Below are 26085 nucleotides of genomic sequence, written 5' to 3'. Positions count from 1 at the left end.
TCACGGCTTGTTGCAAAAGTCGCGGATTATACCCCAAGCGAGGGCAAGACGCAGGCTCACAGTCCGCTTTTCTCGCCCAGCCCGGTTTTCTCGTACAACCGGGCCATGATGCCCGCCTTGTCGGCCAGATACAGATTCAGCCCCCGGCTACGCAGTTCGCAGGCGGGACAAGTGCCACAACCATCGCCGGCGATGCCGTTGTAGCAGGTCAGCGTCTGCTTGCGCACCGTCTCCAGGTGACCATAGTGATCCGCCAGCGCCCAGGTCTCGGCCTTGTCGAGCCACATCAGCGGGGTATCGAAGCGGATGCCGCGACCCAGCCCCAGGGAGACCGCCTGATTGAGCGTCTTGACGAACTCGTCGCGACAATCCGGGTAGCCGGAGAAGTCGGTCTCGCACACCCCGGTGATCACCGACTCGGCGCCCACCTGGTAGGCATAGATGGAGGCCAGGGTCAGAAACAGTATGTTACGGCCCGGCACGAAGGTATTTGGCAGACCATTGTCTTGCAGCTCGCAGCTGACCGGAATGTCGTCACGGGTCAGGGCCGAGACCGCCAGTTCATTGAGCAGGGTCACGTCCATCACCTTGTGGGCGGCAATGCCAAGCGCGCCGGCCAGTCGGCGAGCCGTCTCTATCTCCTCCCGATGGCGCTGGCCATAATCAAAGGTAATGGCATGCACCTCGTCATAATGGGCCAGAGCCTGCACCAGACAGGTGGTGCTGTCCTGTCCACCACTGAACACCACGACGGCTTTTTTCACGTTTATCACTCCTTCAGGCAGTTCAAGTACGGCGACCTTGTGCAAAGTCATGCCACTGCCGGTTTAAATGGGTAAAGAGGTTCATCAGCGGGGCGAAGCGCGCGGGCTCACCCTCCCACTGGGATAACAGATGATAACCCGCTTCCAGGGTCGACAACGCCTCGGGAAACGGCTTCTTGCGAATGGAGTACTGGCCCGGGATGGCGCCGAGCTTGATCCTGGGCAGCCGCAGCAGGGCCGGATTGCTGTGCAAGATGCGATACGCCTTGCGCCAGGTGCCATCGAGCAGCAAAAAGCAGACCTGACGGTGATCCCCTGCCTGATGCCGTTGATCGCGCACCTGATCCAGCGCCAGCGCATGCTCGTCAGGCCAGAGCAGATAGCAGTGCACCTCGGGATCCGCCAGCAAGGCATTGAGCCAATGCGCCTCGGCAAAATCCTCCCCCACATGAATGCTGGCGTGGGTGAGGGCGGCGGCGAGCAGAGCGGCTGTGCCCTTGGGGTGCCCCGCTTCACTCGGATGCTGCAAAATATGGAGGGGAGCGAGATGCGGCACCTGCCGAATATAATCACACAGACAGGCTTTGAGGGCTCTGGTGCAACGTGTACAGTATCGGCTGTTCTTGTCGTTGGGCTGTTTCATGTTGTCAGAAAAATCAGGATTGCTCTGGGTCATCACGCTTTCACTCGCCAGCTTGTTGCTTTTCTTCACAGTACCGAATCATTTGCTCTCCTTCGATCGCCCCCTGATCGCCCAAGGCGAAGGGTGGCGCATCATAACAGGCAATCTGGCCCACACCAATTTATGGCACCTGCTGCTCAACCTGAGCGGCCTGTGCGTGCTCTACAGCCTGTTTCGTGAATACCTGACGGGTTGCCGCCTGCCGGTGTTGCTGCTGTTGCTGGGGGGCGCCGTCGGTCTTGGCATCTGGTGGTTATGCCCGCAGACCCAGTGGTACATGGGGCTGTCGGGCGCCTTGCACGGCCTGTTCGTGTGGGGAGCCTTGCAGGACATCCGCTATCGCCGCTATTCGGGCTGGCTGATGCTGCTGGGGGTGCTCATCAAGCTTGGAGTGGACTTCTACAGCGCGGGCGAGAGCCCGGTTTCTGTACTGATAGGCGCCCGGGTTCACATCGAATCACATCTGATTGGCTCGGTGGCGGGCCTGCTGCTCGGCCTGTTGCCGGTCAGTGTCGGCAGCCAGCCCATCAAGAAGTGATGGAGCCCAACGCTCGCTTGGTTGCCTTGACCAAAAAACAGGCCGGGGTCACCCGGCCTTCAAACCTTAACGCCCGGCCAGTTCCGCATTGATGCCTGATAACATGGCGGCAGGATCGTCCGCCTGGGTGATGGGGCGACCTATGACCAGATAGTCGGCGCCGGCTTGCATCGCAGCCAGCGGTGTCATCACTCGGCGTTGATCCCCGGCCGCGGACCCAGTGGGGCGAATACCCGGGGTCACCAGCTTGAAGTCGGCGCCGAGCTGAGCCTTGAGCTGACTCGCCTCATTGGCGGAGCAAACCACCCCATCCAGCCCTGCGGCCTTGGTCAATGTCGCCAGCCGGATCACCTGCTCGGCCGGGCTCACGTCCAGGCCAAGCGGCGCCATGTCGGATTGCTCCATGCTGGTCAGCACGGTAACCCCGATCAGCAGCGGCGCCTTGTCGCCATAGGGCAGCAAGGCCTCTCTGGCGGCCCGCATCATGCGTTCACCACCGCAGGCGTGGACGTTCACCATCCAGACGCCCAGCTCGGCACTGGCCGCCACCGCTTTGGCCACGGTATTGGGAATGTCGTGAAACTTCAGATCCAGAAACACATCGAATCCCTTGGCTACCAGCTGGCGCACAAACTGGGGGCCAAACAGGGTAAACATCTCCTTGCCTACCTTGAGGCGGCACTGGGCCGGAGAGATACGTTCAATGAACGCGAAGGCATCGGCCTCGTGCTGATAATCCAGCGCTACCAGTACTTTGGGATCTAGCATCTCACTTCCTATTGATTGTTGTTCACCATCTGGGCGCGGCTTCACCATCCAGGCCCAGGTTCAACCTGATGACACCGCGGTGGCACTTGCAGCCCCCGGCATCTCACTTGCAATTGATTTGGCTCTTACTCGCCGTCCAGGCCGCGGATCGGCTTGATGGATCCCCACTGACGGCAGGATGGGCACTGCCAGAACAGCGAGTGGGTGGCAAAACCACACTGCCGACACTTGTGGGTGGATTTTATCTTGATCTGTTCGCCAACCAGTTGCTGCAGCAACTCCAGGCTCTCCTTGGCGGGCCCCTCCTCTGCACTGGCCAGCTGAAAGCCCACCAATTGGTAGAAGCCCTTCATGGAGGGGTGACGGCGCAACTGACGCAGCACCAGTGCGCGGGCCTGACTCAGGCCATCGCGTTCCTCCACCAGTTTGGCAAGGGCCAGGGTCACGCTGACCCCGGCGTGATCCTCCACCGCCTGCTCCAGCAAGGGGATGAGTTCGAGAGAGCGGCCCTGGCGCTGGTAGCATTCGGTGAGCCAGGGGATGGCTTCGGAGGCAAAATCGATGTCCTGCTCGAACACCCGCAGCAGCTCCTTGCCGGCCTGCTCATACTCCCCCGCCTCCATCGCCAGTTCGGCCAGCCGCAGGCTGGCACGGGCGCAGGCAGGATTGACCCCCAGCGCCCGCTTGAGCTTGGCAAGTCCCGCAGGCTTGTCGCCGTTGCGCAAGGCACTGTCTGCCTGCTCGCAATAGAAATGCGAGATGGGATCGGCCAGCTTCTTGCCCTGATATTTTTGCAACCGCACCGTGACTTCGATGGCCTTGTCCCAGTCACGCAACTGCTGATGGATGATCAACAACTGGGCCAGCGCCGTCTCCTCATAGTCGCCGTCTTCGCACAGCTCGTTCCAGAGCGTCTCGGCTCTGTCCAGCAAGCCCGCGGCCAGGAAGTCGCGCGCGAGTTCCTGCAGCGCGAGCTGGCGCTGTTCACGGGTCAGCTCACGGGTCACCAGGTTCTGGTGGATCTTGATGGCACGGTCGACTTCGCCGCGCTGGCGAAACAGGTTGCCAAGGGAGAGATGGGTTTCGATGGTTTCGCTGTCCACTTCCAGCAGCTGGATGAAGAGATCCACCGCCTTGTCCGACTCGTCAGACAGCAAATAGTTGAGGCCCGCCACGTACTGGCGGGAAAATTGGTTACTCTGTTTCTGGGTGTCCTGGCGAACACTCCTGCGCCCCATGTACCAGCCATAACCAGCGGCAATCGGCAACAGCAGGAAAAGCAGTTCAAGCATCGAGGGACATTATTCCTTGACTGCCGACCGAGCCAGCTCCAACTCGCGGGATTGACGACGCATGGTGCGGTTGAGGGTGCGGTTTTGCATCTTGAGGCGCAGAAACAGCAAGCCGAATACCAGCCAGCCGAGCAGGAAACCACCGCCAAAGAAGAAACCCAGCAGCATGGAGAGCGAGAACTCCCCTTGGGCAATCAGATAGTTGAACTGCACCAGCTGACCATTTTGCGAACCGATGGCCAGAGTCAGAATAAACACCAGCACCAGCGGAATGAGGGCCAAGATACGCTTCATAGGAGCTCCCTGTCAGTATCTAATGAAAGGCTGATTATCCTTAAAATCACGGGCAGACTCTAGAGCGAATGGGAAAAGACTTGGAGAAACCGGATGATTGGCACAATAGCGGCCATAAAAACAAAAAAGGCATACCCAAGTATGCCGTTTTCTGCATTATTCAATAATGTTCACGCGCTCGCGTAACTCTTTGCCAGGCTTGAAGTGAGGGACATATTTCCCGGTCAGTTCAACCTTGTCCCCTGTCTTTGGATTACGACCCACTCGGGGGGCACGATAGTGCAGTGAAAAACTTCCAAATCCACGGATTTCAATCCGATCGCCGTTTTGCAAAGTCGATGCCATCTGCTCAAGGATCTCCTTGATGGCAGCTTCGACATCTTTGGCCGGCATATGCATGCGGCTCGCAGCCAATTGTTCGATGAGATCTGATTTGGTCATAACGTTAAATCTCCTTCCCCGATCACATGCAATATTCATTACGCCAATATAAAAAAGGGCGGCGTGAAGCCGCCCTTTTCTTGCATCAAGGATTATTCACCCTTGGCAGCTTTGAACGCTTCAGCCATAGCATTGCTGAACACAACTTCTTCTTGTTGGTTCAGGCTATCGATAGCAACACGCTCGTCAGCCTCGTCCTTAGCACGGACAGACAGGCTTACGGTGCGGTTCTTACGATCAACGCCCATGAACTTGGCTTCAACTTCATCACCAACAGACAGTACCAGAGTCGCGTCTTCAACACGGTCACGAGCAGCATCGGAGGCACGCAGGTAGCCCTCTACGCCATCAGCCAGTTCGATCACGGCACCCTTGGCATCAACCTCGGTAACCTTACCCTTCACAATAGCACCTTTCTTGTTATCAGACAGGTACTTATTGAACGGGTCTTCTTCGATCTGCTTGACACCCAGGGAGATGCGCTCACGCTCCGGGTCCACTTGCAGAACAACGGCTTCGATCTCGTCGCCTTTCTTGAATTCACGAACTGCTTCTTCGCCCTGATTGTTCCAGGAGATGTCAGACAGGTGAACCAGGCCGTCGATGCCGCCGTCCAGACCGATGAAGATACCAAAGTCAGTGATAGACTTGATTTTACCGGAAACACGGTCGCCCTTGGCGTGAGTTTCGGCAAACAGCTGCCACGGGTTGGATTTGCACTGCTTCAGACCCAGGGAGATACGACGACGCTCTTCGTCGATATCCAGAACCATCACGTCAACCACGTCGCCAACGTTAACAACTTTGGACGGGTGGATATTCTTGTTGGTCCAATCCATCTCGGATACGTGTACCAGGCCTTCAACGCCTTCTTCGATTTCAACGAAGCAGCCGTAGTCGGTCAGGTTGGTCACGCGGCCAGACAGACGGGTGGTCTCCGGGTAACGCTTGGCGATAGCAACCCAGGGATCTTCGCCCAGCTGCTTCAGACCCAGAGATACACGGGTACGCTCGCGGTCGAACTTCAGAACCTTGACTGCGATCTCGTCGCCAACGTTGACGATTTCGGAAGGATGCTTAACGCGCTTCCACGCCATGTCGGTGATGTGCAGCAGGCCGTCAACACCGCCCAGATCTACGAATGCACCGTAGTCGGTCAGGTTCTTGACGATACCCTTAACTTCTTGACCTTCTTGCAGGTTAGCCAGCAGGCTCTCGCGCTCGGAGGTGTTCTCGGTTTCGATCACGGCACGACGGGAAACAACAACGTTGTTGCGCTTCTGGTCCAGCTTGATGACTTTGAACTCGAGTTCTTTGTTTTCCAGGTGAGCGGTGTCACGGATCGGACGCACGTCAACCAGAGAACCCGGCAGGAAGGCACGGATGCCATTCAGTTCAACGGTGAAACCACCCTTGACCTTGCCGTTGATGATACCGATAACGGTAGCTTGCTCTTCGTAAGCTTTTTCAAGCTGCAGCCAGGCTTCGTGGCGCTTGGCTTTTTCACGGGACAGCTTGGTTTCGCCGAAACCATCTTCGATAGAGTCCAGAGCTACGTCAACAGTGTCACCCACACTGATTTCCAGCTCGCCCAGGGCGTTCTTGAATTCTTCAGCCGGGATGGCGGACTCAGATTTCAGACCGGCGTCAACCAGTACGAAACCGTTCTCGATAGCAACGACAGTACCCTTGACGATGGAACCTTGACGGGTTTCAACGGAGTTCAGGGACTCTTCAAAGAGTTGAGCAAAAGATTCGATCATTGTTTATGTCACAAATGAAACATCCACTTGCAATCCGGCACAAGCGGGGCTGTTTTAAATAATCTGCGCCATCCTTGGTGCAGACGACCGGATGTCAGCTCGCGCTGGCATCACCAAGTTGTTGCTCTGCATAGGCGAGTACCGTTGCCAGCACTTCATCTATGGTCATGGCGGTAGAATCCACCACGAGAGCATCTTCTGCCGGTTTAAGGGGCGCTACGGCGCGATTTCTGTCGCGATCGTCACGTTCCCGAATCTCGGTTAAAAGACGCTCAAAGTTAACATCAAAGCCCTTATCTTGCAACTGCTTATAGCGGCGCTGGGCGCGTTCTTCCGCACTGGCGTCGAGGAAAATCTTCACCTCGGCCTCCTGGAAAACCACGGTTCCCATGTCACGTCCGTCGGCGATCAGACCCGGTGCCTGACGAAATGCGCGCTGACGGCGCAGCAGGGCTTCGCGTACCCGCGGGAAGGCGGCAATTTTGCTCGCGGCATTGCCCACCTCTTCGGTACGAATGGTACGGGAGACATCCTCCCCTTCCAGCACCACCTTGACCTGCTCGCTGTCCACTTGGAATTGCACATCCAGATTGGCAGCCAGTGGGACCAGTGCGGCTTCAGAATCTAGTTCCACATCATGGTGCAAGGCAGCCAGGGCCAACACCCGGTAGATGGCGCCGGAATCGAGCAGGTGCCAACCCAGTTTCTCAGCCAGCAACTGGCACAGAGTACCTTTACCGGCACCACTCGGGCCATCGATTGTCATCACGGGGGCCATCTGAGGCATAACTTCTCTCCTGCACACTTGTTGCACACATCCCGGAAGGGATGGGGTAATGGGCGCCGATTATACCCAAATGTGCCGAGTCTGGCAGTCATCAGGGCGCACATTTGCGCAGAAGCCGTCGCGATCGCATGGTTTGCATACAGCGACTCAAGTCATTAAACAGTACAAGGTTTTGTTCTTATGGTTGTTATGGACAAGGCGCGCTAAACTGGCCGCCCTTTTTAAGCAGCTGTAGTAAGGAGCAACCTATGAGCAGCGTTACCCTCGTGGCCAAATCCAAGTTGCCGACCCCCTGGGGCACCTTCACGCTGGTAGGTTTTCAAGAAACCGGTACTGGCAAGGATCATGCTGCGCTGGTGATGGGCGATATCACGGGTGATGAGCCTGTGCTGGGTCGCATTCACTCTGAGTGCCTGACCGGAGACGCCCTGTTCAGCCTGCGCTGCGACTGCGGTTTCCAATTGCAGGCCGCCATGGAAAACATCGCCAAGGCCGGTCGTGGCGTCTTGCTGTACGTACGCCAGGAAGGGCGCGGCATAGGCCTGCTCAACAAGATCCGGGCCTACCACCTGCAGGATCAGGGCGCCGATACCGTTGAAGCAAATGTGGCGCTGGGCTTTGCCGCCGACATGCGCGACTACACCATCTGCGCCGACATGCTCAAGGCGTTGCATGTCACCAGTTTGCGTCTGATGACCAACAACCCGCGCAAAATGAAGGCGATGGAAAGCTTTGGCATTCCGGTGACGGAGCGGGTTCCCCTGCAGGAAGGGCGCAATCCCCACAACGAGTTTTATCTCGCGACCAAGGCGAGCAAGCTGGATCACCTGTTCAAGAAATGATCCTGGATCGCCACTCGCCGGCATAAAAAACGCCTCCCATCGGGAGGCGTTTTTGTTGGCAGACACTGTGGCTGGCCACGCTAACGGATGGGCAGCTCGATATCGGCAAACATGGCATCCACATCGTCACTGGAGCGCAGTGCGATGGCGCGTTCCACCACATCCCGAGTCAGGTGCGGGGCGAAACGGGTCATGAAGTCATACATGTAGGTGCGCAGGAAGGAGCCTTTGCGAAACCCTATCTTGGTGGTGCTGTGGGCGAACAGGTGGCTGGCATCGAGCGCCACCAGATCGGTATCAACCTGCTGATCCAGCGCCATGGTCGCCATCACCCCTATCCCGACACCCAATCGAACATAGGTCTTGATCACGTCGGCATCGGTGGCGGTGAAGACGATGTTGGGTTCAAACCCGGCCCGGTTGAAGGCGGTATCCAGCTCGGAGCGGCCGGTGAAGCCGAACACATAGGTCACCAGCGGAAAGCGGGCAATATCGGCAATGGAGAGCTTGCCAACCTGGGTCAGAGGGTGGCCCTTGGGCACGATCACGCTGCGATTCCAGTGGTAGCAAGGCAGCATGATGAGATCTTCGTACAGGTGCAGCGCCTCGGTGGCGATGGCAAAGTCGGCCTGGCCCTTGACCACGGCTTCGCTGATCTGGGTCGGGGTGCCCTGGTGCATGTGCAGGGAGACCTTGGGAAAGCGCTTGATGAACCCCTTGATCACATCTGGCAACGCATAGCGGGCCTGGGTATGGGTGGTCGCGATATGAAGCGTGCCCTGCTCGGGGTGAGTATGCTGACTCGCCACCGCCTTGATGCTCTCTACCTTGCCCAGGATCTCGTTGGCTATCTTGATCACATCCCGTCCTGCCGGTGTGATCTGGGTCAGATGCTTGCCACTGCGCTCGAAAATCTGGATCCCCAGCTCATCTTCCAGCATGCGCACCTGCTTGCTGATCCCTGGCTGAGAGGTATAGAGACTCTCTGCCGTTGCCGACACATTCAATCTGTGGTTGGCAACCTCAACGATATAACGCAACTGTTGGAGTTTCATGATGTTAGGCTCTAAAGGCTACTTGAACTAATACTAACAAACTTTTGCCTGATAGCCTTTCCTTCTTGGCCATTTATGGCCGGGCTTGCGCCAGCAAAAAATCCCGCAAGGCGCGGTTCGCCATGGAGAGCGGATCCCCCCGTCGCCACGCCACGCAGAGATCGAGGAAAATGGGCGGAGCAAACGGCACTCCGGTCAAGGCCGTCTCCTCGTCCAGCACCATCCGCAGGAAGGTGGTCACCGCAAAACCCTGCTTCACCACCGCCTTGAGCAGCGGGATAAGGTTGCTCTCGAAGGCGATATTGGGCTCACAGCCCAGCCCCTGCGCCAATGCCTCCATGTGCTCGCGGTGGTAGAAACCGCGCCGGAACATGGCCAGCTCCTGGCCGAAAAACTGGGTCAGGGAGACGGCCGGGGCCTGCCGCAACGGGTGCTCCTCCCCCACCACCATCAGCATCTCTTCACGCAGCAGTTGGGCCCCTTCCAGCGCCGGCGGCAGATCGCTGGTGATCAGGATGGCGAGATCCAGGGTGCCATCCACCATGCGGCTCAGCAGCTCACGCGAGCCAGCCTCCTCCACCCGGATCTTGAGGCCGGGATAGCGATGCTTGAAGGCCATCAGGATCGGAGGAAAGTAGTATGAGCCCATCATGTAGGGAATGCCGATACGCACCTCGCCACGCTCCAGCCCTTTCAGTTCGGCCATCTCGGCTTCAGCCTGATGCATCTGCAACAACAGCCGTTCGGCATGGCGGCAGAGTACCTCCCCCTCCGGGGTGAGCCGCACTGTGCGATCCTGCCGGTCAAACAGCCGCAACTCGAGCTGCTGCTCCAGCTTGGCGATGGCCATGCTGATGGCGGGCTGGGCCACATGCAGGCCATTGGCCGCCCTGGTGAAGGAACCGGCATCTCGTACCGCCAGCAAATAGGTGAGCTGTTTCAAATCCATATCAATTAATCTTATTAGTTGTATAACTTAAATATATTATATTTATGCTCTGCGGCGCACTACTCTGCACAAAAGCCGTCAGGACAATCGCATATGATCGAAGTAGGCAGCCGCGAATGGATACGCGCCACCCTGGCCCTGAGCCTGGGTTCCTTCCTGGTGTTTCTCAACCTCTACCAGACCCATCCCCTGCTGCCACTGCTGGCGGATGTCTTCTCCGTCAGCTCACTGGCGGCAGGCTGGACACTGGCCGGCTGCACCGCAGGTCTGGCCGCCTCGCTGCTGCTCTGCGCCCGTCTCGCGGACAGGTTCGGCCGGCGCCGGATCATGCTGTGGAGCCTGGCCGGTGCCATCCTGCTCTCTCTACTCATCAGCCTGGTGCACCAGTTTGAATCGCTGTTGCTGCTGAGGATACTGCAAGGGGTGTTGCTGGCCGGATTGCCTGCCACTGCCATCGCCTATATGGGAGAAGAGTTCAGCAAGCGCGCCCTGCTCTCCGCCGTCGGAGTCTATATCGCCGCCAACTCGCTCGGCGGAATCGCAGGCCGGGTCGTCGGCGGTCTGCTGGCCGGTTGGTTTGGCGACTGGCAGCACACCTTTCTCGGCATCGGCCTGATAAGCCTGGCCCTGCTGCCCCTCGTCATCTGGTTATTGCCTGCCCAGACCCGTTTCGTGCCCGTCATCGCCGAGCCGGGACAGTTCCGGCAGGCCATCAGCAGCCACCTCGGCAACCCGCTGCTGGTCGGTGCCTACCTCATCGGCGGGCTCAACTTCATGGTGTTTTTGAACCAATACAGCTACCTCACCTTCCTGCTGGCCAAGGCCCCTTTCTCCCTGCCCACCCAGTGGCTCGGCATGCTCTTCCTGACCTATCTGTCGGGCACGATCGCCTCCTCCCTGAGTGGTCGCTGCGCTCACCGCTGGGGGGCACAGCGCCTGCTGCTGGCGGGGATCTCGCTGATGGCGCTGGGCAGTGCACTGCTGTTGCACGGCTCGCTGGCAGCCATATTGACGGGGCTGCTCATCTCTAGCTTCGGGTTCTTTCTCGCCCACGCCTGTGCCAGTGCCTGGGTCGGCCAGCACGTGGAACACAACCGGGCGCTCGCCTCGTCACTCTATCTGGTGGGGTATTATCTGGGTGCCAGCCTGGGAGGCCTCTACCTGCACCCCTTCTGGGAGCGGGGTGGCTTGGGGGGATTGGTGCTCGGCATCGAGCTGGTGCTGGTGATCACCGCGGGCTTGAGCCTCTGGCTCGGTCACTTGAAGGGACGTACCACCCGCCCCCTCTCCTGTCATACACCGTCGTAATCACTGGTAGCGGCTCCCACACTGACACTGCATCATCATTAAGGGGCACCCGCTCTCGCATCAATCAGATGTTGTCGTAATAATCGGTGGGCACAGGCACCACGGCGCCAGTGTGCAGCTCTTCCTCGATCACATCGGCCAAAGAGCGCAGGTGAAACTTGATCTGGCCCGATGTCAGCATCAAACCCACGTCAGGGTTGCGGAGATCATCCATGTTGCCAGTCTTGAACGGCACATCGGAATGCGCAGCCACCAGCGAGGGCAGTGACGGCACCACCAGCTCTATGTGCTCCAGCCCCGCCTGATGACTGCGCCCCAGTTTGGGCGCCGCCAGTTCGATGCAGGGCACGCTGACGTCGCCGCAGTGCACGGGATGATGCAACTGGTAGGTGGCAATGGGGCGCCCCCCTATCATGCCTTCCACCAGTAGGGCACCGTGCGCCGCCAGGGTCTGTTTCAGGGCCTGATATTCGACCAGCGTGTCCGCGCGGTAACAGAGGTGGTCAACGTTGATGGGGTCGACATGGACGTCCCGTTGCGCCAGTTCAGTCAGCATCTGGCAAACAAATGGGGCCATGGGCCCCAGTGTGGTATCGAGTGGGTGGGACATAATCACCATTTCTTCTTGGGTTGGAACAGGACGTCCAGCTCGTCCGCCTCTTTATCCTTGATGTTCTGCAGCTCCTTCTCGCTGTGCTGCTGCAGATGGGCATCCAGTCCGGCAAGCCCCTGACGCATGTCTTCTTCACGGGCCATCAGATAGGGATCCTTGTCAGACACCCCGGCCAATGCAGAGAGCCCCTTGGTATAGAGCTGACGACAGGTGCCATATTGCCCCTGGATCTGGGCATCCATGGCCCGCTTGACCAGATTGGAAATGTTGATCTTGAGCTGCATCAGCTCGAGGCGACGCTCCTCCTGGGCAAAACCGTGGGGATCTATCTTGCCTTTGTTGTGCTCGACCCGCAGCACGGCCCGCATCTTCTTGACCAGTTGCAGCATCTGAATGGCCTGGCGGTCGGATTCGGGCGTCTTGAAGTGCCCCTCATCCTGATTGCTGTAATTCTCCTGCACATTCTTGATCTGGGTCTGCACGTCGGCGATGCGCTGCTTGATCTGGCCATTGGGCATCACCAGGGCAATCGCCCGGTACGCATCCAGAATGCGGTGTTGCAGCAACAGCACTATGTTCTTGGAGAAGGGCACCAAGTTGACATTCAGCAGCACCTCTTCGGTTTCATCCGCCACTGCCTTATGACGAGCGATGGCATGGCGCTTGTCGGCCTCTGCCTTCTGCTTATATTGCTGCATCACGTTATAGGCGATCACCAGAAACAGGAGTGCGCCAATAGACAGCAATACCAAGGTTAAAATCATAGGATGTTCAAACTCCTGTCCCAATCCAATTGCGTGATCCTACAACAGCTTACCCACTTAAGGTAGTCCGCACCGCCGCGCTTACCCACGATTTATTGCGCTCTGGGGCCACAAATCGACAGCGGAGATCAGGATCACGCAGCAATGGCAACACTGCCATTACCTCATAGTATCGCCCATCGGGCCCATTACTTGAGGTTGAACCCTTTCGATTGCAGGAATTCCTGCATGAAGGGGCGCGCCTCCTTGCCGAGGATACCCCGGATCTGGCTGCTCCAGGTCTGCTGCTTGTTATTGCTGCTGCGGGCCTGATAGTAGGCCTCTATCTGCTGATCGTATTGTGCCAGCAAGGGGCGATCCAGCTCGGCCTGATAGCGGTTTTCGTGCACCACCAGCGCCCGGGGCAAGCGGGGTTTCTGCTCGGGAGCCTGCGCCGGATGGCCCAGACAGAGCCCAAACAAGGGGATCACCTGACGGGGCAGCCCCAACGCCTCACTCACGGCGACCGGATTATTGCGAATGCCGCCGATGTAGACGCCGCCCAATCCCAACGATTGGGCGGCCAGCAGGGCATTCTGGGCCATCAAGGCGCCATCGATGGCACCGATCAGCAGTTGCTCGACAAAACCTGTCTGGGCATCCGGCACGATTTGGGCGTGGCGATGATAATCGGCGCAGAACATCAGAAACTCGGCCGCCTCGGCCACATAAGCCTGATGCCCCGCCAGCTCGGCGAGCCGGGCGCGCAGGGCCATGTCGGTCACCCGTATGATGCTGTTGGCCTGCAGGAAACTGGAACTGGAGGCAGACTGGGCCGCGCTCAGGATCTGGTCGAGCTGGCTCGCCGTGATGGGTTCCGGGGTAAATTGACGAATGGATCTATGGGCGAGAATAAGGTCGATGGTCGGGTTCATGATGCCTCCAGGAAGAAGCCCACACTCTACCCAAAAAAACAGAGGGGCCCAAGGCCCCTCGCAACTAACGATGACAGAGGCACATCCTTGGCCCTATCCCGCCAGCGGATAGTCGCCCGCCTTGCAGCGAACCAGAAAGGCGCGGGCCTCCACCTGCTCCACCGTCATCGGCTTGCTGAACAAAAAACCCTGAAACACGTGACAACCCTGGGCTCGCAGCGCGGCGAGCTCGTGCTCATCCTCCACCCCTTCGGCCATAATGCCGAGCCCCAGGCTGGTTGCCATGGCGACGGTGGCGCGGATCACCGGCAGGTTCAGCCCCACCACGAACGAGCGATCCAGCTTGATGGTGTCGATCGGCAGTCGGTTCAGGTAGGCCAGAGACGAATAGCCGGTACCAAAATCATCGATGGCGATCTTGATGCCCTGCTCGCTCAGGGCATCGAGGATCTCGATGCAGCCTTTCATGTCCAGCATAAGGACAGTCTCGGTCAGCTCCAGGGTCAGCAGGCCGGCATCCACGCCATACGCTTTGAGCTGCTGGGCCACCAGTTCCGGCAAGGAGGAGGAGAGCTGAAACCCGGACAGATTGACCGAAACCGGCACCCGCACCCGCCACTGCTGCTGCCAATGCGCCATCTGCGCCAGTGCCGTCGAGAGCACCCAGCTGCCGATCTCCCGGATCAGACCCATCTCCTCGGCCAGCGGAATGAACTCCACCGGCGAGACATGACCGAGCACAGGGTTGTGCCAGCGCAGCAGGGCCTCGTAACCGAGCAACCTGCCCTTTGCCACATCCACCTGGGGCTGGTAGCAGAGGCTCAGCTCCTGCCGACCTATGGCCTTGGCCAAAAACTGCTTCAGGGTCAGTTTGCGGTGCAGGGTCTGCTGCATGCTGGGGGTGAAACGCTGCCAGCGCAGGCGTCCCATCTGCTTGGCCTGATACATGGCCATGTCGGCGCGGGTGATCAGGTTGTCGCCGTCATCCGCATCGTCCGGGTAGATGGCGATACCTATGCTGCCGCCTATGGTCACCTCGGGCACCCCGCTCAACTGCAGCGGCTTGGTCATCTGGGAGAGCATGAGATCGGCCACTTCCTGCGCCCGATCGCTGGAGTGCGTCAGCGGCACCAGGGCCGTGAACTCATCTCCGCCGAGGCGCGCCAGCTCCACATCCCGCGGGCAAACTTGCTTGAGCCGACCGGCCACCCGCTCCAGCAGCCGATCGCCGGCCTTGTGGCCATAGTTGTCGTTGACCAGCTTGAAGTTGTCCAGATCCATGAACACCAGCGCGAAACGCCCACCCAGACCGCAATATGCCTCGAGGGACTTCATCAAGCCATAACGGTTGAGCAACCCGGTCAGCGAGTCGTGCCAGGCCAGATGGCGGTGTTCCAGCTCCTCCAGCTTGCGATCCGTGATGTCGCGCATGGTGAGCAGGATCTGCGCCCCCTGCTGGATATGACGGAACTGATACTGGAACCAGCGCATTCCCTTGAGCGTCCGGCACTCCCCCTCGGCCACGACTTCGTCGAGTCGGGAAAGCTTCTGGTAGAAGGCTTCGTCGTTGCCGGAAAACACCTGGGAGAGCTGGCTGACCTGGTCACCGAAACACATGTCGAAATGGTGATTGCCACTCTCCAGCCCTCCCTGATTGTCAAACAGGCAGGCCAGGGTGTCGCCGGTGGCGAGGGAGGACTCCTGATAGAGGGTATCGGCGTCGATCACCGCCTCCGTCATCATCATCAAGCGGCCGGCCAGCTGAATACCGGACAACCGCAAATAGATCTGCTTCTTGACGCCCCTGGGCGAGAGGGTCCACCACTCGCTGTAGCTGCGCCCCTGCTGAAAATCACCGAGATAGCGCTGCAGCAACAAGTCGATGGCATCGGCCATGTCGGCCGAGAAATCACGCGATTGCAGCTCGGCAAGCGAGCTGGCTTCCCACACCCCCAATGCGGTGCGGTTGGCCCAGTAGATATGATGGTGCCGGATGTCATAAACCCAGATCGGGGTATGCAGCACATCCATCCCGTTTAATAACCGTTCGTCTAGCGTATTCATCTAATATGGTGATTCATCATGTGTGATCACAGGGAAACCCTGCAACAAGACGCCCTCTCGGGACGCCCGATGCTGGTACAAAATCGGATCCAGCCCATAATCTGGAAATAAGCATGCGCACAAGGGCTGACTTCATATGAAAACGCTACATGTGAAACCCATGGTCAGGAAAAACGGACTCACTTTGATAGTGTTGGGCATCTTAGTAACCATTACTATGATTTTTATACTTTTTTTATTCCGTGAACAACCACTAATCCCCTTCGTCTCCGGTCTGTTGGCGGGTCTGATGATGATATTTATCGGCTCATTGAAGCTGGTTGAACCCCATTTCAGCCTCTCGCTCTGTCACGATTGTTTGCAATATCACCATAAATACGGCGGTTGGATCCTGAAATGGAGAAATATTCAACGTATTGACCAACCACGCATTCATCTGGGCTGGGATCTGGTCGCCCTGCCCTACATAGGTTTGAAGATAAAAGATTACGACGATTTTTTGACATTGATCACACCCAGATTGGCCGTGCGCCTGCTGACCGAGCAGCGGGCCGTACTGTTGCAAGCCCTGCGCAGTGAACGGCAAGATTGTGCCAACGGCGGCTGCGGTGATGCCTTTCAGGGAGAGGGATTGCTGGAAGAGAGCCACTTTCGTTCCCCGTCTGGTCAGCGCTACGAGGGGGTGATCGCCATGCTGGCCAATCGCATGACCCGCTTGCGCGACCTGCTCGGTTACGATCTGCTGGTGCCGGACAACAGCCTGGACCGGGATCCGGCCGAATTTGTCCGTCTGTTGCTTCAATACCAGCGGGAGTCGAATCTAATCCAGATCAATTAAACGCCGGATTGCACTTGCCAAGGCGGTCGGCTCTTTTTAAGGTCACTGCCTTGTTACACCCAGAACACCGCTTATGAAGTACATCGAAGAGTTCTATCTGTTCGTCAAGGTGGTGCAAGAGGGAGGCTTCTCCCACGCGGCTGCCGCACTGGGCATGCCTACCGGCACCATCAGTCGACGTATTTCTCAGCTGGAAGAGCAGCTCGGCTGTTCCTTGCTACACAGATCCACCCGCAAACTTCGCCTCACCGACGACGGGCTCAGATATTACGAGCGTCTATGCACCCCGCTGGCCGAGATTGAACAGGCCACGGGTGAAATCCAGGGCCGGGAAGCCGACATCAACGGGGTGATCCGCCTCGCCGCACCCATCGCGCTCTCCAACACCATACTGGTCGACATGCTGGCGGATTTTGGCCTGCACTACCCGGCGGTGCGGTTCGACATCACCCAGACCAACGATCATCAGCACCTGCTCGACAACGATCGGGATCTGGTGTTCTTCAACGGTGAACTGCCGCAATCCATGACCAATGCCCAGTGTCTCGGTCACATCGAATACGGCCTGTTCGCCTCCAGACTCTATCTGGAGAAGATGGGCACACCGGCTCACCCGGCCCAGCTGGAGGAGCACTCCCTGATCTACTGCTGGCCCCATCAACACTGGCAACTGACCGGACGGGACGAACAGACAGTGCAGATCAAGCGCGCCGCCAAGCTCACAGTCAACCAGACCCAGGCGGCGGTCAGGGCCGCCAGACGGCATCTGGGGATAGTCAACGCACCGCGCCACTACGTACACCCCTTCCTGCAGGATGAGCAACTGGTCGCCGTGCTGCCTGACTGGAAAACCGGCAATCGCCCCTTCTATATGTTGCGCTGCCAGCCTGAGTTCGCTCCGCTGCGTGTTAAGATGTTCGCTGAATTTGTTGAAAAATACTCAGCGCGCTACCGGAACCACCAATGGGACAACCAATTTTCACCGGCAACCAGTCTGTCCCATTGCATCTGACCGTCAGCGGGCCACACTTATAGCAATCCTCGTTAACCAGGCCAGCCTAACACTATGAATGTATTGATATGTGATGACTCAGGATTCGCTCGTAAACAGCTGGCCCGCGCCCTTCCTTCCGACTGGGATGTGACACTGCATTACGCCGCAAACGGGCTCGAAGGGGTGGAACAGGTGCTGATGGGGCATGGCGATCTGATCTTTCTGGATCTGACCATGCCGGAGATGGACGGCTACGGGGTGCTGGAGACCCTGCAACAGGAAGGGCTGCGCAACAAGGTATTCGTCGTCTCTGGCGACATCCAGCCCGAGGCGCATCAAAGGGTCATGAGCCTGGGCGCCCTCGATTTCATCAAGAAACCCGCCGCCCCCGAGACCCTGAACGCCCTGCTCAGGCAACACGGTTTATGGCAACCCAATGGCGTCGCCCCGGCGTCCGCCTTGCTTGAAGGCCTGACGGCAGGTGAGCCTGATGCCGATATTGGCGTCAAGATCACCCCCGAGATCCGCGACGTTTATCAGGAGCTCGCCAACGTCTCCATGGGCCAGGCCGCCGACCTGCTGGCCCGTCTGCTCAACGCCTTCGTGGTGCTGCCCATCCCCAACGTCAACGTGCTGGAAGTCTCCGAGCTGCACATGGCACTCTCGGCCGCCGCCGATTCGGATACCCTCTCCGCCGTCTGCCAGGGCTTCATCGGGGCGGGGATCGCCGGCGAAGCACTGATCCTGTTTCACGACTCCAGCTTCAAGGATCTGGCCCGGCTGATGAAGCATCAGGGCGCGCTGGATCGCAATGCCGAACTGGAGCTCTTGATGGATACCGCCAACGTGCTGATCGGTGCCTTCCTGCGCGGTTACGCCAGCCAGCTCGATACACCTTTCAGCCAAGGTCACCCTGTGGTGCTCGGCCAGCACAGGCCCATCAAGGATCTCATCAACACCAACAAGAGCCGCTGGCGCCGCACCCTGGCCATCGAGATCAACTACCGGATCCAGGATTACGCGGTGCAGTGTGACCTGCTGCTGCTGTTTACCGAAGATTCCATCGCCACCATGAACAACAAAATCATGCACATGCTCTAGGGAGTGACCATGGAAATTCGTGAATTTCATTGGCTGATGAACATAGTCCAGAACTTGGACGTGGGGCTGGTGGTGCTCGACAAAGAGTACAGAGTACAGGTGTGGAACGGCTTCATGGAGAGCCACAGCGGCAGGTTGGCCGGTGAGGTGCGCGATGGCGTGCTGTTTGATCTCTTCCCCGACGTGGACAGGGCCTGGTTCGAACGCAAGGCCAATATGGTGTTCAAGCTCAACAATCGCGCCTTCAGCACCTGGGAGCAGAAACCCTATCTGCTGCGCTTCTCCAACTATCGCCCCATCACGGGTTCGGCCCCCCACATGTTCCAGAATCTGACCCTGGTGCCGCTGGCCGATTTTGGTGGTCAGGTGACCCATATCGCCGTGATGATCTACGATGCCACCGATGAGGCCATGTTGATGACAGGCCAGCGACAGGCGTGACGAACAACATCATTCAGCAATGAAACAGGGCGCCGCAGCGCCCTGTGTTGTTTCGGTAGTGAGCAATCCGTATCAATGCGCTCCGAGGTACTCGGTAAAGGCGTCGATCACCTCTTCGATGTCATCATCGTGGATCTGCAGATGAGTCACCAGCCGCAACTCACCATAACCGGAGAAGAGGATCCCCCGCTCCTTCATGAAGGCCAGCAAGGGTGCACTCTCGCCACTCGTCAGTTGCAGGAACACCATGTTGGTCTGCACTTGGGCCAGATCCAGCCTGATGCCGGGCAGCGCCGCCAGACCCTCGGCCAGCCGTCTGGCACGGCGATGATCGTCTGCGAGACGCACCACATGCTGCTGCAGGGCAAACAGGCCGGCCTGGGCCAGGATCCCTGCCTGACGCATGCCGCCCCCCACCATCTTGCGTAGCCTTCTGGCACGGGCGATGAAGGCATGGGAACCCACCAGCAGCGAGCCCACCGGTGCCCCCAGCCCCTTGGAGAGGCAGATGGAGACACTGTCAAACGGCGCGACCAGCTCGCGCACCGTATGGCCACTCGCCACCACGGCGTTGAACAGACGCGCGCCGTCCAGGTGCAACTGCAAGCCATGCTCGTCGACAAACTCGCGCATCTCGCGCAGATAAGACAGGGGAAGCACCTTGCCGTTATGGGTGTTTTCGAGGCAGACGAGACGGGTCTGGGCAAAATGGGCATCGTCAGGGGCGATGGCCGCCCGCACATCCGCCAGCGCCAGCGAGCCATCGGCCTGCATGGGCACGGGTTGCAGGGCTACCGACCCCAGCACGGCAGAACCCTGCGCCTCGTAGCGGTAGATATGGGCTGCCGAGCCCAGCACGGCCCCTTCCCCACGCTGGCAATGGCTCATCACCGCCAGCAAGTTGGACATGGTGCCGGATGGCACGAACAGCGCGGCCTCCTTGCCAAGCAGGTCGGCGCCATAGGCTTCCAGCGCATTGACGCCCGGATCTTCCCCATAGACATCGTCCCCGACCTCGGCATGGAGCATGCACTGACGCATGGCATCCGTGGGCTGGGTGACCGTATCACTTCGTAAATCGATATAGCGCATGACATCCCTCCTGGTGCAGGAGGACGACGTTAGCCAGCCCGGGCGGGCTTGGCAAGCAGGGAGTTTCTGGAATGTGAGCCCGGTGACCGCCTACCAGGGCAGCGGCTGCCCCTGCAGATCCACAAAGGCGCCGGATTGCGCCATCGACAAACCGGCGATCAGATCCAGCAAACGGGGGGCGACCCATGCCGGATCCTGCAGGCTGGCGGGGGCCAGCTCATGGAGAAAGGGCTGGTTCATGGGGGTATCCATGGAGCCCGGGTGTACTGTGATCACCCCGGCGCCGGGGAAGCGGTCCCGCCATTCGAGCGCCAGCGTCCTGGCCCCCATGTTGAGGGCCGCCTTGCTCATCCGGTAGCTGTAGCGGCTGCCCGTCGCATTGGCGGTCAGGCTGCCGGCCAGATCGGAGAGAGAACAGAGCCACAAGCTGGCATCCGGGGTCATGCGGCGGCTCAGGCAGGCGCCGAGGGCCAGATGTGGCCAGGCATTGGCCAGCAGGCTGTCGCACAGCCACTTGGGATTGACCTCCTCCACCCGCCGCTCCGGCATGAAGTTGATGTCGTGCAGCAGACCTATGGTGTTGATCACCACGCTCGGCAGCGTGGTTGTGTCATAGAGGGTGAACAGCGCATCAAAGGAGAGTGGGTCTACCTCCTGCAACGGGAAGTAGCAGGCCGGATCCAGCCCTTTTGGCAGTTGCCTGCCCGCCAGCACCAGCTCCTCGCCCCGGGCCGACAGCTCCCTGGCCAGCGCCGTGCCCAATCCACCACTGCCCAAGATCAGATAGCCCATCGCCCTCTCCCCGGATCTGCCGTCTGTTTAGAGGTTATCAGAAAATAACCGCCTGCCGCCAAGAGTTGGCCGGCTATGCCCATCCGGGTTTATGCCTCATTGAGGTGCTTGCCAAATTCGCGCGCCAGCGCCAGATCCAGAAAGCCGTCGGCCTTCTTGTGGCTGCGCAAGAACTGATAGTAGGCAAGCAGGGTGACCAGTTGCCTTTCATCAGGCAGGAATTGCTCGGGAACCAGCTCCTGCAGCAGGGTGCCTGCGGCGGCCAGCGCCTCCCGATCCACCACTTCTGCCTGTCGGTAAAGATAGCCACAACCGGTGGCAAGCCACTCCAGCGAGCAGTTGGCCCCCATGGCGATCTGGTTTGCCTTGCCAAGGCCGGGCTCGGCCCCCTTCAGATATTTGCGGATCAGGGCTTCACTCAAGCCGACTTTACGCGCAAACGCGCTGATGCTGCCCGCCCCGATCAGACTCCGCAACCGCTCGGCAAATCCTTCCATACGTATCCCGTCAGAACCAAAGTTCGAGTGAACAAAAGCCGCATTATTGCCTTGCCAGGCAGAAGAGACCAAGATGCAGGCAGCATTAATTTCCCAAGGAGTCACTCATGTCTGTATCTCGCGTCGTCCTGCACGATCAGGGCCCGACCTTCTCCCGCCTCATCATGGGCTACTGGCGTCTGATGGAGTGGCAACTCTCCCCGGCCGCACTGCTCGACCTGATGAAGTACCACCTGGACCTGGGAGTGACCACCCTGGATCACGCCGACATCTACGGCGGTTACCAGTGCGAGGAGGCGTTCGGCAAGGCCCTGCGTCTCGAGCCCTCACTGCGCGAGCGGATGGAAATCGTCAGCAAGTGCGGCATCGCCCTCACCGCCAAGCCGGAACATACCCTCAACCACTACAACACCGGCAAGGCACACATCATCGCCAGCGCCGAGGCCTCCTTGCAAAAGCTCGGCACCGACTATCTGGATCTGCTGCTGATCCACCGCCCCGATCCCCTGATGGATGCCGACGAAGTAGCCGATGCCTTCATCACCCTCAGGCAGGCAGGCAAGATCAAGCACGCCGGCGTCTCCAACTTCACCCCTCGCCAGTTCGAGCTGCTGCAGTCGCGCCTGCCCTTCCCGCTGGTCACCAACCAGCTGGAGATCTCGCCGCTGAACCAGAGCACCACCCTGGATGGCACCCTGGATCAATGCCAGCAACTGCGCATCAAGCCCATGGCCTGGTCCTGCCTCGGCGGCGGACGCCTGTTCAACGGCCAGGAGTATGCGCCGCTGCGCGCCGAGCTAGAGCAGATCCGCCATGAAGTGGGCGCTCAGCACATAGAGCAGCTGGTCTACGCCTGGGTGATGATGCTGCCAAGCCAGCCGTTGCCACTGATAGGCTCAGGCAAGCGGGAACGGATTGCCGCTGCCGTGGCCGCCGAGTCCATAGTGCTCAACCGCCAGCAGTGGTTCCGCATTCGCAAGGCGGCGCTCGGGTATGACGTGCCCTGACCCTGCGTGACGCGGCATGGCGCCGCACCAACAAAAACGGCATGGGAGATACCCATGCCGTTTTGCATTATCGAGGCAACTCAGCGATGACGCTGGGGGCGACCACGTGGTGCATCTGTCTTCGGTTTGGCTTGGTTGACTGTGATGGTGCGGCCACCGATTTCGGTGCCATGCAAACCGGCGATGGCCTTCTCGGCATCGCCATTGACAGGCATTTCAATAAAGCCAAACCCCTTGGACTGACCGGTATCGCGATCGATGATGATATCGACCTTTTCTACCTGCCCAAATTGGCTGAACACGGTTGTCAGTTCGTCGGCCGTCATCCGGTACGACAGATTACCTACGTAAATCTTCATGCCATCCACTCTCGATTCAAGGTGCCTTCTCTATCCAATCACCAACACGGAAGTAAGGGCACAACCTCCATGCCGGACCTGCCAGGGCATCATGCCGAGGCACTCCCCGTTCTGTTCACTCAAGTCATTGATCTCTTGGGCGAACAGAACAGGCAAGATCAATTCGAGTCACTGGCAGTATCTGAGCTTTGAGGTGGATTGTCGAGAAAATAGTCAGCTCAAATGGGGAGCAGCGCCTTGAGTATCTCCTTGAGTGCACGGCGACCGTGCCAGGCCCGTTTAAAGCCAAAGCGATAAATGCCGGGCGCGACCTCGTGGGTCCCCTCACGGCCAAGCCCCATCAGTTTGGTCGCCGCCGCGAGCTGCTCGCCATCGAGCCGGAGATCCAGGCTGAACTCCAGCCACTGGCCATCGTGGCCCACCTTGCGATCCCGCTCTATGCCAACCAGGGCCGCTCTTGGCAGTGCCAGCGCCCTGTCATCGCTGCCATTGAGCAGATAGAGACGCTCATCGTCCCAGGCGAGCTCGGCCAGTCGCCAGCGCTGCCAGTTGCGAGGCAGCACCATCATCAGCAGCACTATGCCGCCAAACACTACGCCCACCCAGGGCAGCAGCCCCATCGTCGGATAACCCAGGCCGACGGCGGCCAGCACTGTCACCAGACTCGCCAGCAGCAAGACCCCCATCACAGGATAAAAACGTCGGGCAGGAGGCATCAGGCAACAGAGCCCCACCTTCTCCACCAGCTCACTCACCTTCATCTCGTTCTCCTCATGTTCTCGTGTTCTCGTGCGCTCACCCGGCTGTGTCGCGCATTGTGCGGGAGCCGGACGCCAAGATGCAACCCGACCGGCAAGTCGGGTGACGACCTCGCCAGACTCTTGATATGATTGGGGTTATCTGAGCCCACCTCTTAGCGTGATTGTCGGGAGTCTCATGCTTGCTACCACCCTGCTCTTCATGGCCAGTGCCCTGCATACCGGGGCTCGCCCAATCGATCCCGAAGCCATTGGCAGCTATTCGGCCGGCTGCCTCAAAAATGGCATGGCCCTGCCGCTGACAGGGCCCGGCTATCAGGTGATCCGCAGCAAGCGGCTGCGTTACTACGGTCATCCCGACCTCATCCACTATCTGCAGGGGCTGGCCAACCAGACCCGCATGGCTGGCATGCCGGATCTCTATATCGCCGATCTGGCGATGGCCCGCGGCGGCCCCTTTACCTCGGGCCATCGTAGTCACCAGACGGGCCTGGATGCCGACATCTGGTTTCGCATGGCCAACCGCCCCATCAGCAAGTGGGAGCAGGATGCCCCCAAGGAGTGGGCGCTGATCGACGAGCCCAGCTATCGGATATTGCCGGGCCGCTTCGGTCCAGAGCAACTGAACCTGTTGCGACTGGCTGCCAACAAGCCCGAGGTGGCCCGCATCTTTATCAACCCCGTCATCAAGGGCGAGGTGTGCAAACGGGCCGCCGATGAGCTCTGGGTTGCCAAACTGCGCCCCTGGGTCGGCCACTTCAGCCACTTTCATGTGCGGTTGCGCTGCCCCGTCGGCAGTCCGGATTGCCAGCCCCAGGCCCCGATCCCGCCCGGCAATGGCTGCGGCGCCGAGCTGGCCTCCTGGCTCAAGGACAAGCCACAGTTACCCAAGGTCTCCGGTATCAACAAGATGCCCATCCTGCCCGCCCGTTGTGGCAACTGACCCCAAGCTGGTATGGTGGGCCCATATCCGCTAGAAATTTCAATGGAGAACAACAAGATGGCCACTTCACTCTGGCGCAGCACCACGCAGAGCCTGTTGACACTGACCTTGCTGCTGGGATTGACCGGCTGCGGCATGAACAATATTCCGACCCTGGATGAGCAGGTCAAGGCGAGCTGGGGCCAGGTCGAGAATCAGTATCAGCGCCGCGCCGATCTCATTCCCAATCTGGTAGCCACCGTCAAGGGCTACGCCAGCCACGAGCAGGAGACCCTCAAAGCGGTCACCGATGCCCGGGCCCGGGTTGGCAGCGTGCAGGTGAGCGATCCGGCCCAGCTCAAGGAGTTTGAAGCGGCCCAGAATCAACTCTCCAGTGCCCTCTCCCGGCTGATGGTGGTGGTGGAGCGCTATCCGGATCTCAAGGCAGATCAGCAGTTCCTCACCCTGCAGGCGCAGCTGGAAGGCACCGAGAACCGCATCTCGGTAGCACGCCGCGACTACATAGAGGCGGTGCGCCAGTTCAATACCGAGATCCGCACCTTCCCCGGCGTCATCTGGTCCAAGCTGCTCTATTCGGATCTCGAAGCCAAACCGAGTTTCAGTGCCAAACCCGGGGCTGAAGAGGCGCCCAAGGTCAGCTTCCAATGAGCAAATTTGCCCGCTGGTTGCTGCCCTGTCTGTTGCTCTGGACCGCAGTACTGCAAGCCGCCCCCGACTTTCCGGCCCTCAGCGGCCGGGTCGTGGACGAGGCGAACCTGATGTCCCGCAAGCAGGCCCACCAGCTGACCCAGCAACTGGCCGCGTTTGAAAAACGCAGCGGCATCCAGCTGGTAGTGGTCTCCATCGACACGCTGGATGGCGAGACCATAGAGGAGTACGGCTACCAGCTCGGTCGTCATTGGGGCATAGGCCAGAAGGGAAAGAACAACGGTGTGCTGCTGCTGATCGCCCAAGATGAGCGCAAGGTGCGCATCGAGGTAGGTTATGGGCTGGAGGGTGCCCTGCCCGATGCCATTGCCGCCAACATCATCCAGATCCGGATCCTGCCCGCCTTCAAACGTGGCGACATGGTTGCGGGCGTAGTGGCCGGCAGCCAGAGCATCATGCAGGCACTGGCGGGTGAATATCAGCCAGTGGACACCGCCAAGAAAGAGGACAAGCTGGGCGGTCCCTGGCTGTTCATTCTGATGGTGATTGTGATGATAGTGCTGCATAACCTGCGCGGAGGCGGTGGGGGCGGTGGCGGTGGTCGACGCCGCGCGGCTTTTCTGGCCGGTGGTTTTGGCGCCAGTAGCTTCGGCGGCAGAGGAGGTGGCGGCGGTGGCTTCAGCGGTGGCGGCGGCAGTTTTGGTGGCGGTGGTGCCTCCGGTGGTTGGTAACAGGAATAAAGAGACAGACCATGATTTCTAAACAGTTCTTTCATAC

At 59.3% G+C, this 26085-nt stretch carries 30 protein-coding genes; 11 read left to right on the top strand and 19 right to left on the bottom strand.

What is annotated here, in order from left to right; genetic code table 11:
• Positions 1-56: 56 nt before the first annotated feature.
• The gene (gene queC / locus BN1128_RS18180) at positions 57-764 is read right to left on the bottom strand and encodes a 7-cyano-7-deazaguanine synthase QueC (protein WP_042871351.1); all 708 of its coding nucleotides are present in this window, start codon (positions 762-764) and stop codon (positions 57-59) included.
• A 22-nt stretch (positions 765-786) separates the two neighbouring features.
• A complete protein-coding gene (locus BN1128_RS18175) occupies positions 787-1476 on the bottom strand; it encodes a tRNA-uridine aminocarboxypropyltransferase (protein ID WP_156140491.1) in 690 nt (229 codons plus the stop codon).
• On the opposite strand from BN1128_RS18175, the gene rrtA reads away from it, so the two are divergent.
• A complete protein-coding gene (gene rrtA / locus BN1128_RS18170) occupies positions 1406-1984 on the top strand; it encodes a rhombosortase (protein WP_209428586.1) in 579 nt (192 codons plus the stop codon). The genes BN1128_RS18175 and rrtA overlap by 71 nt on opposite strands.
• A 66-nt stretch (positions 1985-2050) precedes the next feature.
• Here rrtA and pyrF read toward each other — a convergent pair whose 3' ends face one another.
• The 6 genes from pyrF to cmk all read right to left on the bottom strand — a co-directional run bounded on the left by pyrF (position 2051) and on the right by cmk (position 7329).
• Positions 2051-2752 carry an orotidine-5'-phosphate decarboxylase gene (gene pyrF / locus BN1128_RS18165; RefSeq protein ID WP_042871347.1) on the bottom strand — a complete coding sequence of 234 codons (702 nt, stop codon included), beginning with the start codon at positions 2750-2752 and terminating at the stop codon, positions 2051-2053.
• A 125-nt stretch (positions 2753-2877) separates the two neighbouring features.
• Positions 2878-4044 carry a lipopolysaccharide assembly protein LapB gene (lapB, locus tag BN1128_RS18160; RefSeq protein WP_042871346.1) on the bottom strand — a complete coding sequence of 389 codons (1167 nt, stop codon included), beginning with the start codon at positions 4042-4044 and terminating at the stop codon, positions 2878-2880.
• Between the two features lie 9 nt (positions 4045-4053).
• Entirely contained in the window at positions 4054-4338 is a 285-nt protein-coding gene (locus BN1128_RS18155) for a LapA family protein (protein ID WP_042034338.1), read from the bottom strand.
• 156 nt (positions 4339-4494) lie between these two features.
• Positions 4495-4779: an integration host factor subunit beta gene (gene ihfB / locus BN1128_RS18150; RefSeq protein WP_005299934.1), complete on the bottom strand. Its 285-nt coding sequence runs from the start codon at positions 4777-4779 to the stop codon at positions 4495-4497.
• Between the two features lie 92 nt (positions 4780-4871).
• Positions 4872-6542, bottom strand: a complete 1671-nt coding sequence (gene rpsA, locus BN1128_RS18145; RefSeq protein ID WP_042034339.1) for a 30S ribosomal protein S1 — start codon at positions 6540-6542, stop codon at positions 4872-4874.
• 94 nt (positions 6543-6636) lie between these two features.
• Positions 6637-7329 (bottom strand): (d)CMP kinase, encoded by a 693-nt coding sequence (gene cmk / locus BN1128_RS18140; RefSeq protein WP_042871343.1) that lies wholly within the window; start codon positions 7327-7329, stop codon positions 6637-6639.
• A 248-nt stretch (positions 7330-7577) separates the two neighbouring features.
• On the opposite strand from cmk, the gene ribA reads away from it, so the two are divergent.
• Positions 7578-8171: a GTP cyclohydrolase II gene (ribA, locus tag BN1128_RS18135; RefSeq protein WP_042871342.1), complete on the top strand. Its 594-nt coding sequence runs from the start codon at positions 7578-7580 to the stop codon at positions 8169-8171.
• A gap of 80 nt (positions 8172-8251) precedes the next feature.
• Here the strand turns inward: ribA and cysB are convergent, their stop codons facing one another.
• Together cysB and BN1128_RS18125 are read right to left on the bottom strand one after the other, a co-directional pair.
• Complete coding sequence (gene cysB / locus BN1128_RS18130) at positions 8252-9226, bottom strand: HTH-type transcriptional regulator CysB (protein WP_042871340.1); 975 nt, start codon at positions 9224-9226, stop codon at positions 8252-8254.
• 73 nt (positions 9227-9299) lie between these two features.
• Positions 9300-10175, bottom strand: coding sequence for a LysR family transcriptional regulator (locus BN1128_RS18125; protein WP_042871338.1), 876 nt, complete (start codon positions 10173-10175; stop codon positions 9300-9302).
• 93 nt (positions 10176-10268) lie between these two features.
• Between BN1128_RS18125 and BN1128_RS18120 the strand changes: the two genes are divergently transcribed.
• A complete protein-coding gene (locus tag BN1128_RS18120) occupies positions 10269-11483 on the top strand; it encodes an MFS transporter (protein WP_042871336.1) in 1215 nt (404 codons plus the stop codon).
• Positions 11484-11547: 64 nt separating this feature from the next.
• On the opposite strand, the gene BN1128_RS18115 is transcribed toward BN1128_RS18120, so the two are convergent.
• The 4 genes from BN1128_RS18115 to BN1128_RS18100 form a co-directional block, all read right to left on the bottom strand.
• Positions 11548-12102: a VOC family protein gene (locus tag BN1128_RS18115; RefSeq protein WP_042871333.1), complete on the bottom strand. Its 555-nt coding sequence runs from the start codon at positions 12100-12102 to the stop codon at positions 11548-11550.
• Positions 12096-12860, bottom strand: a complete 765-nt coding sequence (locus tag BN1128_RS18110) for a hypothetical protein (RefSeq protein ID WP_042871331.1) — start codon at positions 12858-12860, stop codon at positions 12096-12098. Before BN1128_RS18110 ends, BN1128_RS18115 begins: the two co-directional genes overlap by 7 nt.
• Positions 12861-13048: 188 nt before the next feature.
• Positions 13049-13774, bottom strand: a complete 726-nt coding sequence (gene nfsA / locus BN1128_RS18105; protein ID WP_042871330.1) for an oxygen-insensitive NADPH nitroreductase — start codon at positions 13772-13774, stop codon at positions 13049-13051.
• A 93-nt stretch (positions 13775-13867) separates the two neighbouring features.
• Positions 13868-15805, bottom strand: a complete 1938-nt coding sequence (locus tag BN1128_RS18100) for a putative bifunctional diguanylate cyclase/phosphodiesterase (protein ID WP_042871328.1) — start codon at positions 15803-15805, stop codon at positions 13868-13870.
• A gap of 169 nt (positions 15806-15974) precedes the next feature.
• On the opposite strand from BN1128_RS18100, the gene BN1128_RS18095 reads away from it, so the two are divergent.
• The 4 genes from BN1128_RS18095 (at position 15975) to BN1128_RS18080 (ending at position 19212) form a co-directional block, all read left to right on the top strand.
• Positions 15975-16676: a DUF2982 domain-containing protein gene (locus BN1128_RS18095; protein ID WP_042871327.1), complete on the top strand. Its 702-nt coding sequence runs from the start codon at positions 15975-15977 to the stop codon at positions 16674-16676.
• A gap of 73 nt (positions 16677-16749) precedes the next feature.
• Positions 16750-17688, top strand: a complete 939-nt coding sequence (locus BN1128_RS18090) for a LysR family transcriptional regulator (protein WP_042871323.1) — start codon at positions 16750-16752, stop codon at positions 17686-17688.
• A gap of 54 nt (positions 17689-17742) precedes the next feature.
• Positions 17743-18771 carry a response regulator gene (locus tag BN1128_RS18085; protein WP_042871320.1) on the top strand — a complete coding sequence of 343 codons (1029 nt, stop codon included), beginning with the start codon at positions 17743-17745 and terminating at the stop codon, positions 18769-18771.
• Between the two features lie 9 nt (positions 18772-18780).
• Complete coding sequence (locus BN1128_RS18080; RefSeq protein ID WP_042871318.1) at positions 18781-19212, top strand: PAS domain-containing protein; 432 nt, start codon at positions 18781-18783, stop codon at positions 19210-19212.
• 72 nt (positions 19213-19284) lie between these two features.
• Here BN1128_RS18080 and ltaE read toward each other — a convergent pair whose 3' ends face one another.
• From ltaE to BN1128_RS18065, 3 genes are all read right to left on the bottom strand, one after another.
• Positions 19285-20304 (bottom strand): low-specificity L-threonine aldolase, encoded by a 1020-nt coding sequence (gene ltaE, locus BN1128_RS18075; RefSeq protein ID WP_042871316.1) that lies wholly within the window; start codon positions 20302-20304, stop codon positions 19285-19287.
• A 90-nt stretch (positions 20305-20394) separates the two neighbouring features.
• Positions 20395-21096, bottom strand: a complete 702-nt coding sequence (locus BN1128_RS18070; protein WP_042871315.1) for a Rossmann-fold NAD(P)-binding domain-containing protein — start codon at positions 21094-21096, stop codon at positions 20395-20397.
• Between the two features lie 89 nt (positions 21097-21185).
• Entirely contained in the window at positions 21186-21593 is a 408-nt protein-coding gene (locus BN1128_RS18065) for a helix-turn-helix transcriptional regulator (RefSeq protein WP_042871313.1), read from the bottom strand.
• 107 nt (positions 21594-21700) lie between these two features.
• Between BN1128_RS18065 and BN1128_RS18060 the strand changes: the two genes are divergently transcribed.
• The gene (locus BN1128_RS18060; protein WP_042871311.1) at positions 21701-22600 is read left to right on the top strand and encodes an aldo/keto reductase; all 900 of its coding nucleotides are present in this window, start codon (positions 21701-21703) and stop codon (positions 22598-22600) included.
• 80 nt (positions 22601-22680) lie between these two features.
• Here BN1128_RS18060 and BN1128_RS18055 read toward each other — a convergent pair whose 3' ends face one another.
• A complete protein-coding gene (locus BN1128_RS18055) occupies positions 22681-22959 on the bottom strand; it encodes an RNA recognition motif domain-containing protein (protein ID WP_080741091.1) in 279 nt (92 codons plus the stop codon).
• A gap of 218 nt (positions 22960-23177) precedes the next feature.
• Positions 23178-23720 (bottom strand): hypothetical protein, encoded by a 543-nt coding sequence (locus BN1128_RS18050; RefSeq protein WP_042871309.1) that lies wholly within the window; start codon positions 23718-23720, stop codon positions 23178-23180.
• A gap of 175 nt (positions 23721-23895) precedes the next feature.
• On the opposite strand from BN1128_RS18050, the gene mepA reads away from it, so the two are divergent.
• The 3 genes from mepA to BN1128_RS18035 are packed head-to-tail and all read left to right on the top strand — an operon-like array spanning position 23896 to position 26039.
• Entirely contained in the window at positions 23896-24660 is a 765-nt protein-coding gene (gene mepA, locus BN1128_RS18045; protein WP_082030473.1) for a penicillin-insensitive murein endopeptidase, read from the top strand.
• 42 nt (positions 24661-24702) lie between these two features.
• Positions 24703-25308, top strand: a complete 606-nt coding sequence (locus BN1128_RS18040) for a LemA family protein (protein WP_005314946.1) — start codon at positions 24703-24705, stop codon at positions 25306-25308.
• Complete coding sequence (locus BN1128_RS18035; protein WP_042871307.1) at positions 25305-26039, top strand: TPM domain-containing protein; 735 nt, start codon at positions 25305-25307, stop codon at positions 26037-26039. Before BN1128_RS18040 ends, BN1128_RS18035 begins: the two co-directional genes overlap by 4 nt.
• The last annotated feature ends 46 nt before the right edge of the window (positions 26040-26085 follow it).

It is taken from the genome of Aeromonas piscicola (assembly GCF_000820005.1).
GTDB classification, from domain to species: domain Bacteria; phylum Pseudomonadota; class Gammaproteobacteria; order Enterobacterales; family Aeromonadaceae; genus Aeromonas; species Aeromonas piscicola.
Note: the sequence above shows the minus strand (reverse complement) of the source record. Positions and strands in the feature narration are given on the sequence as shown.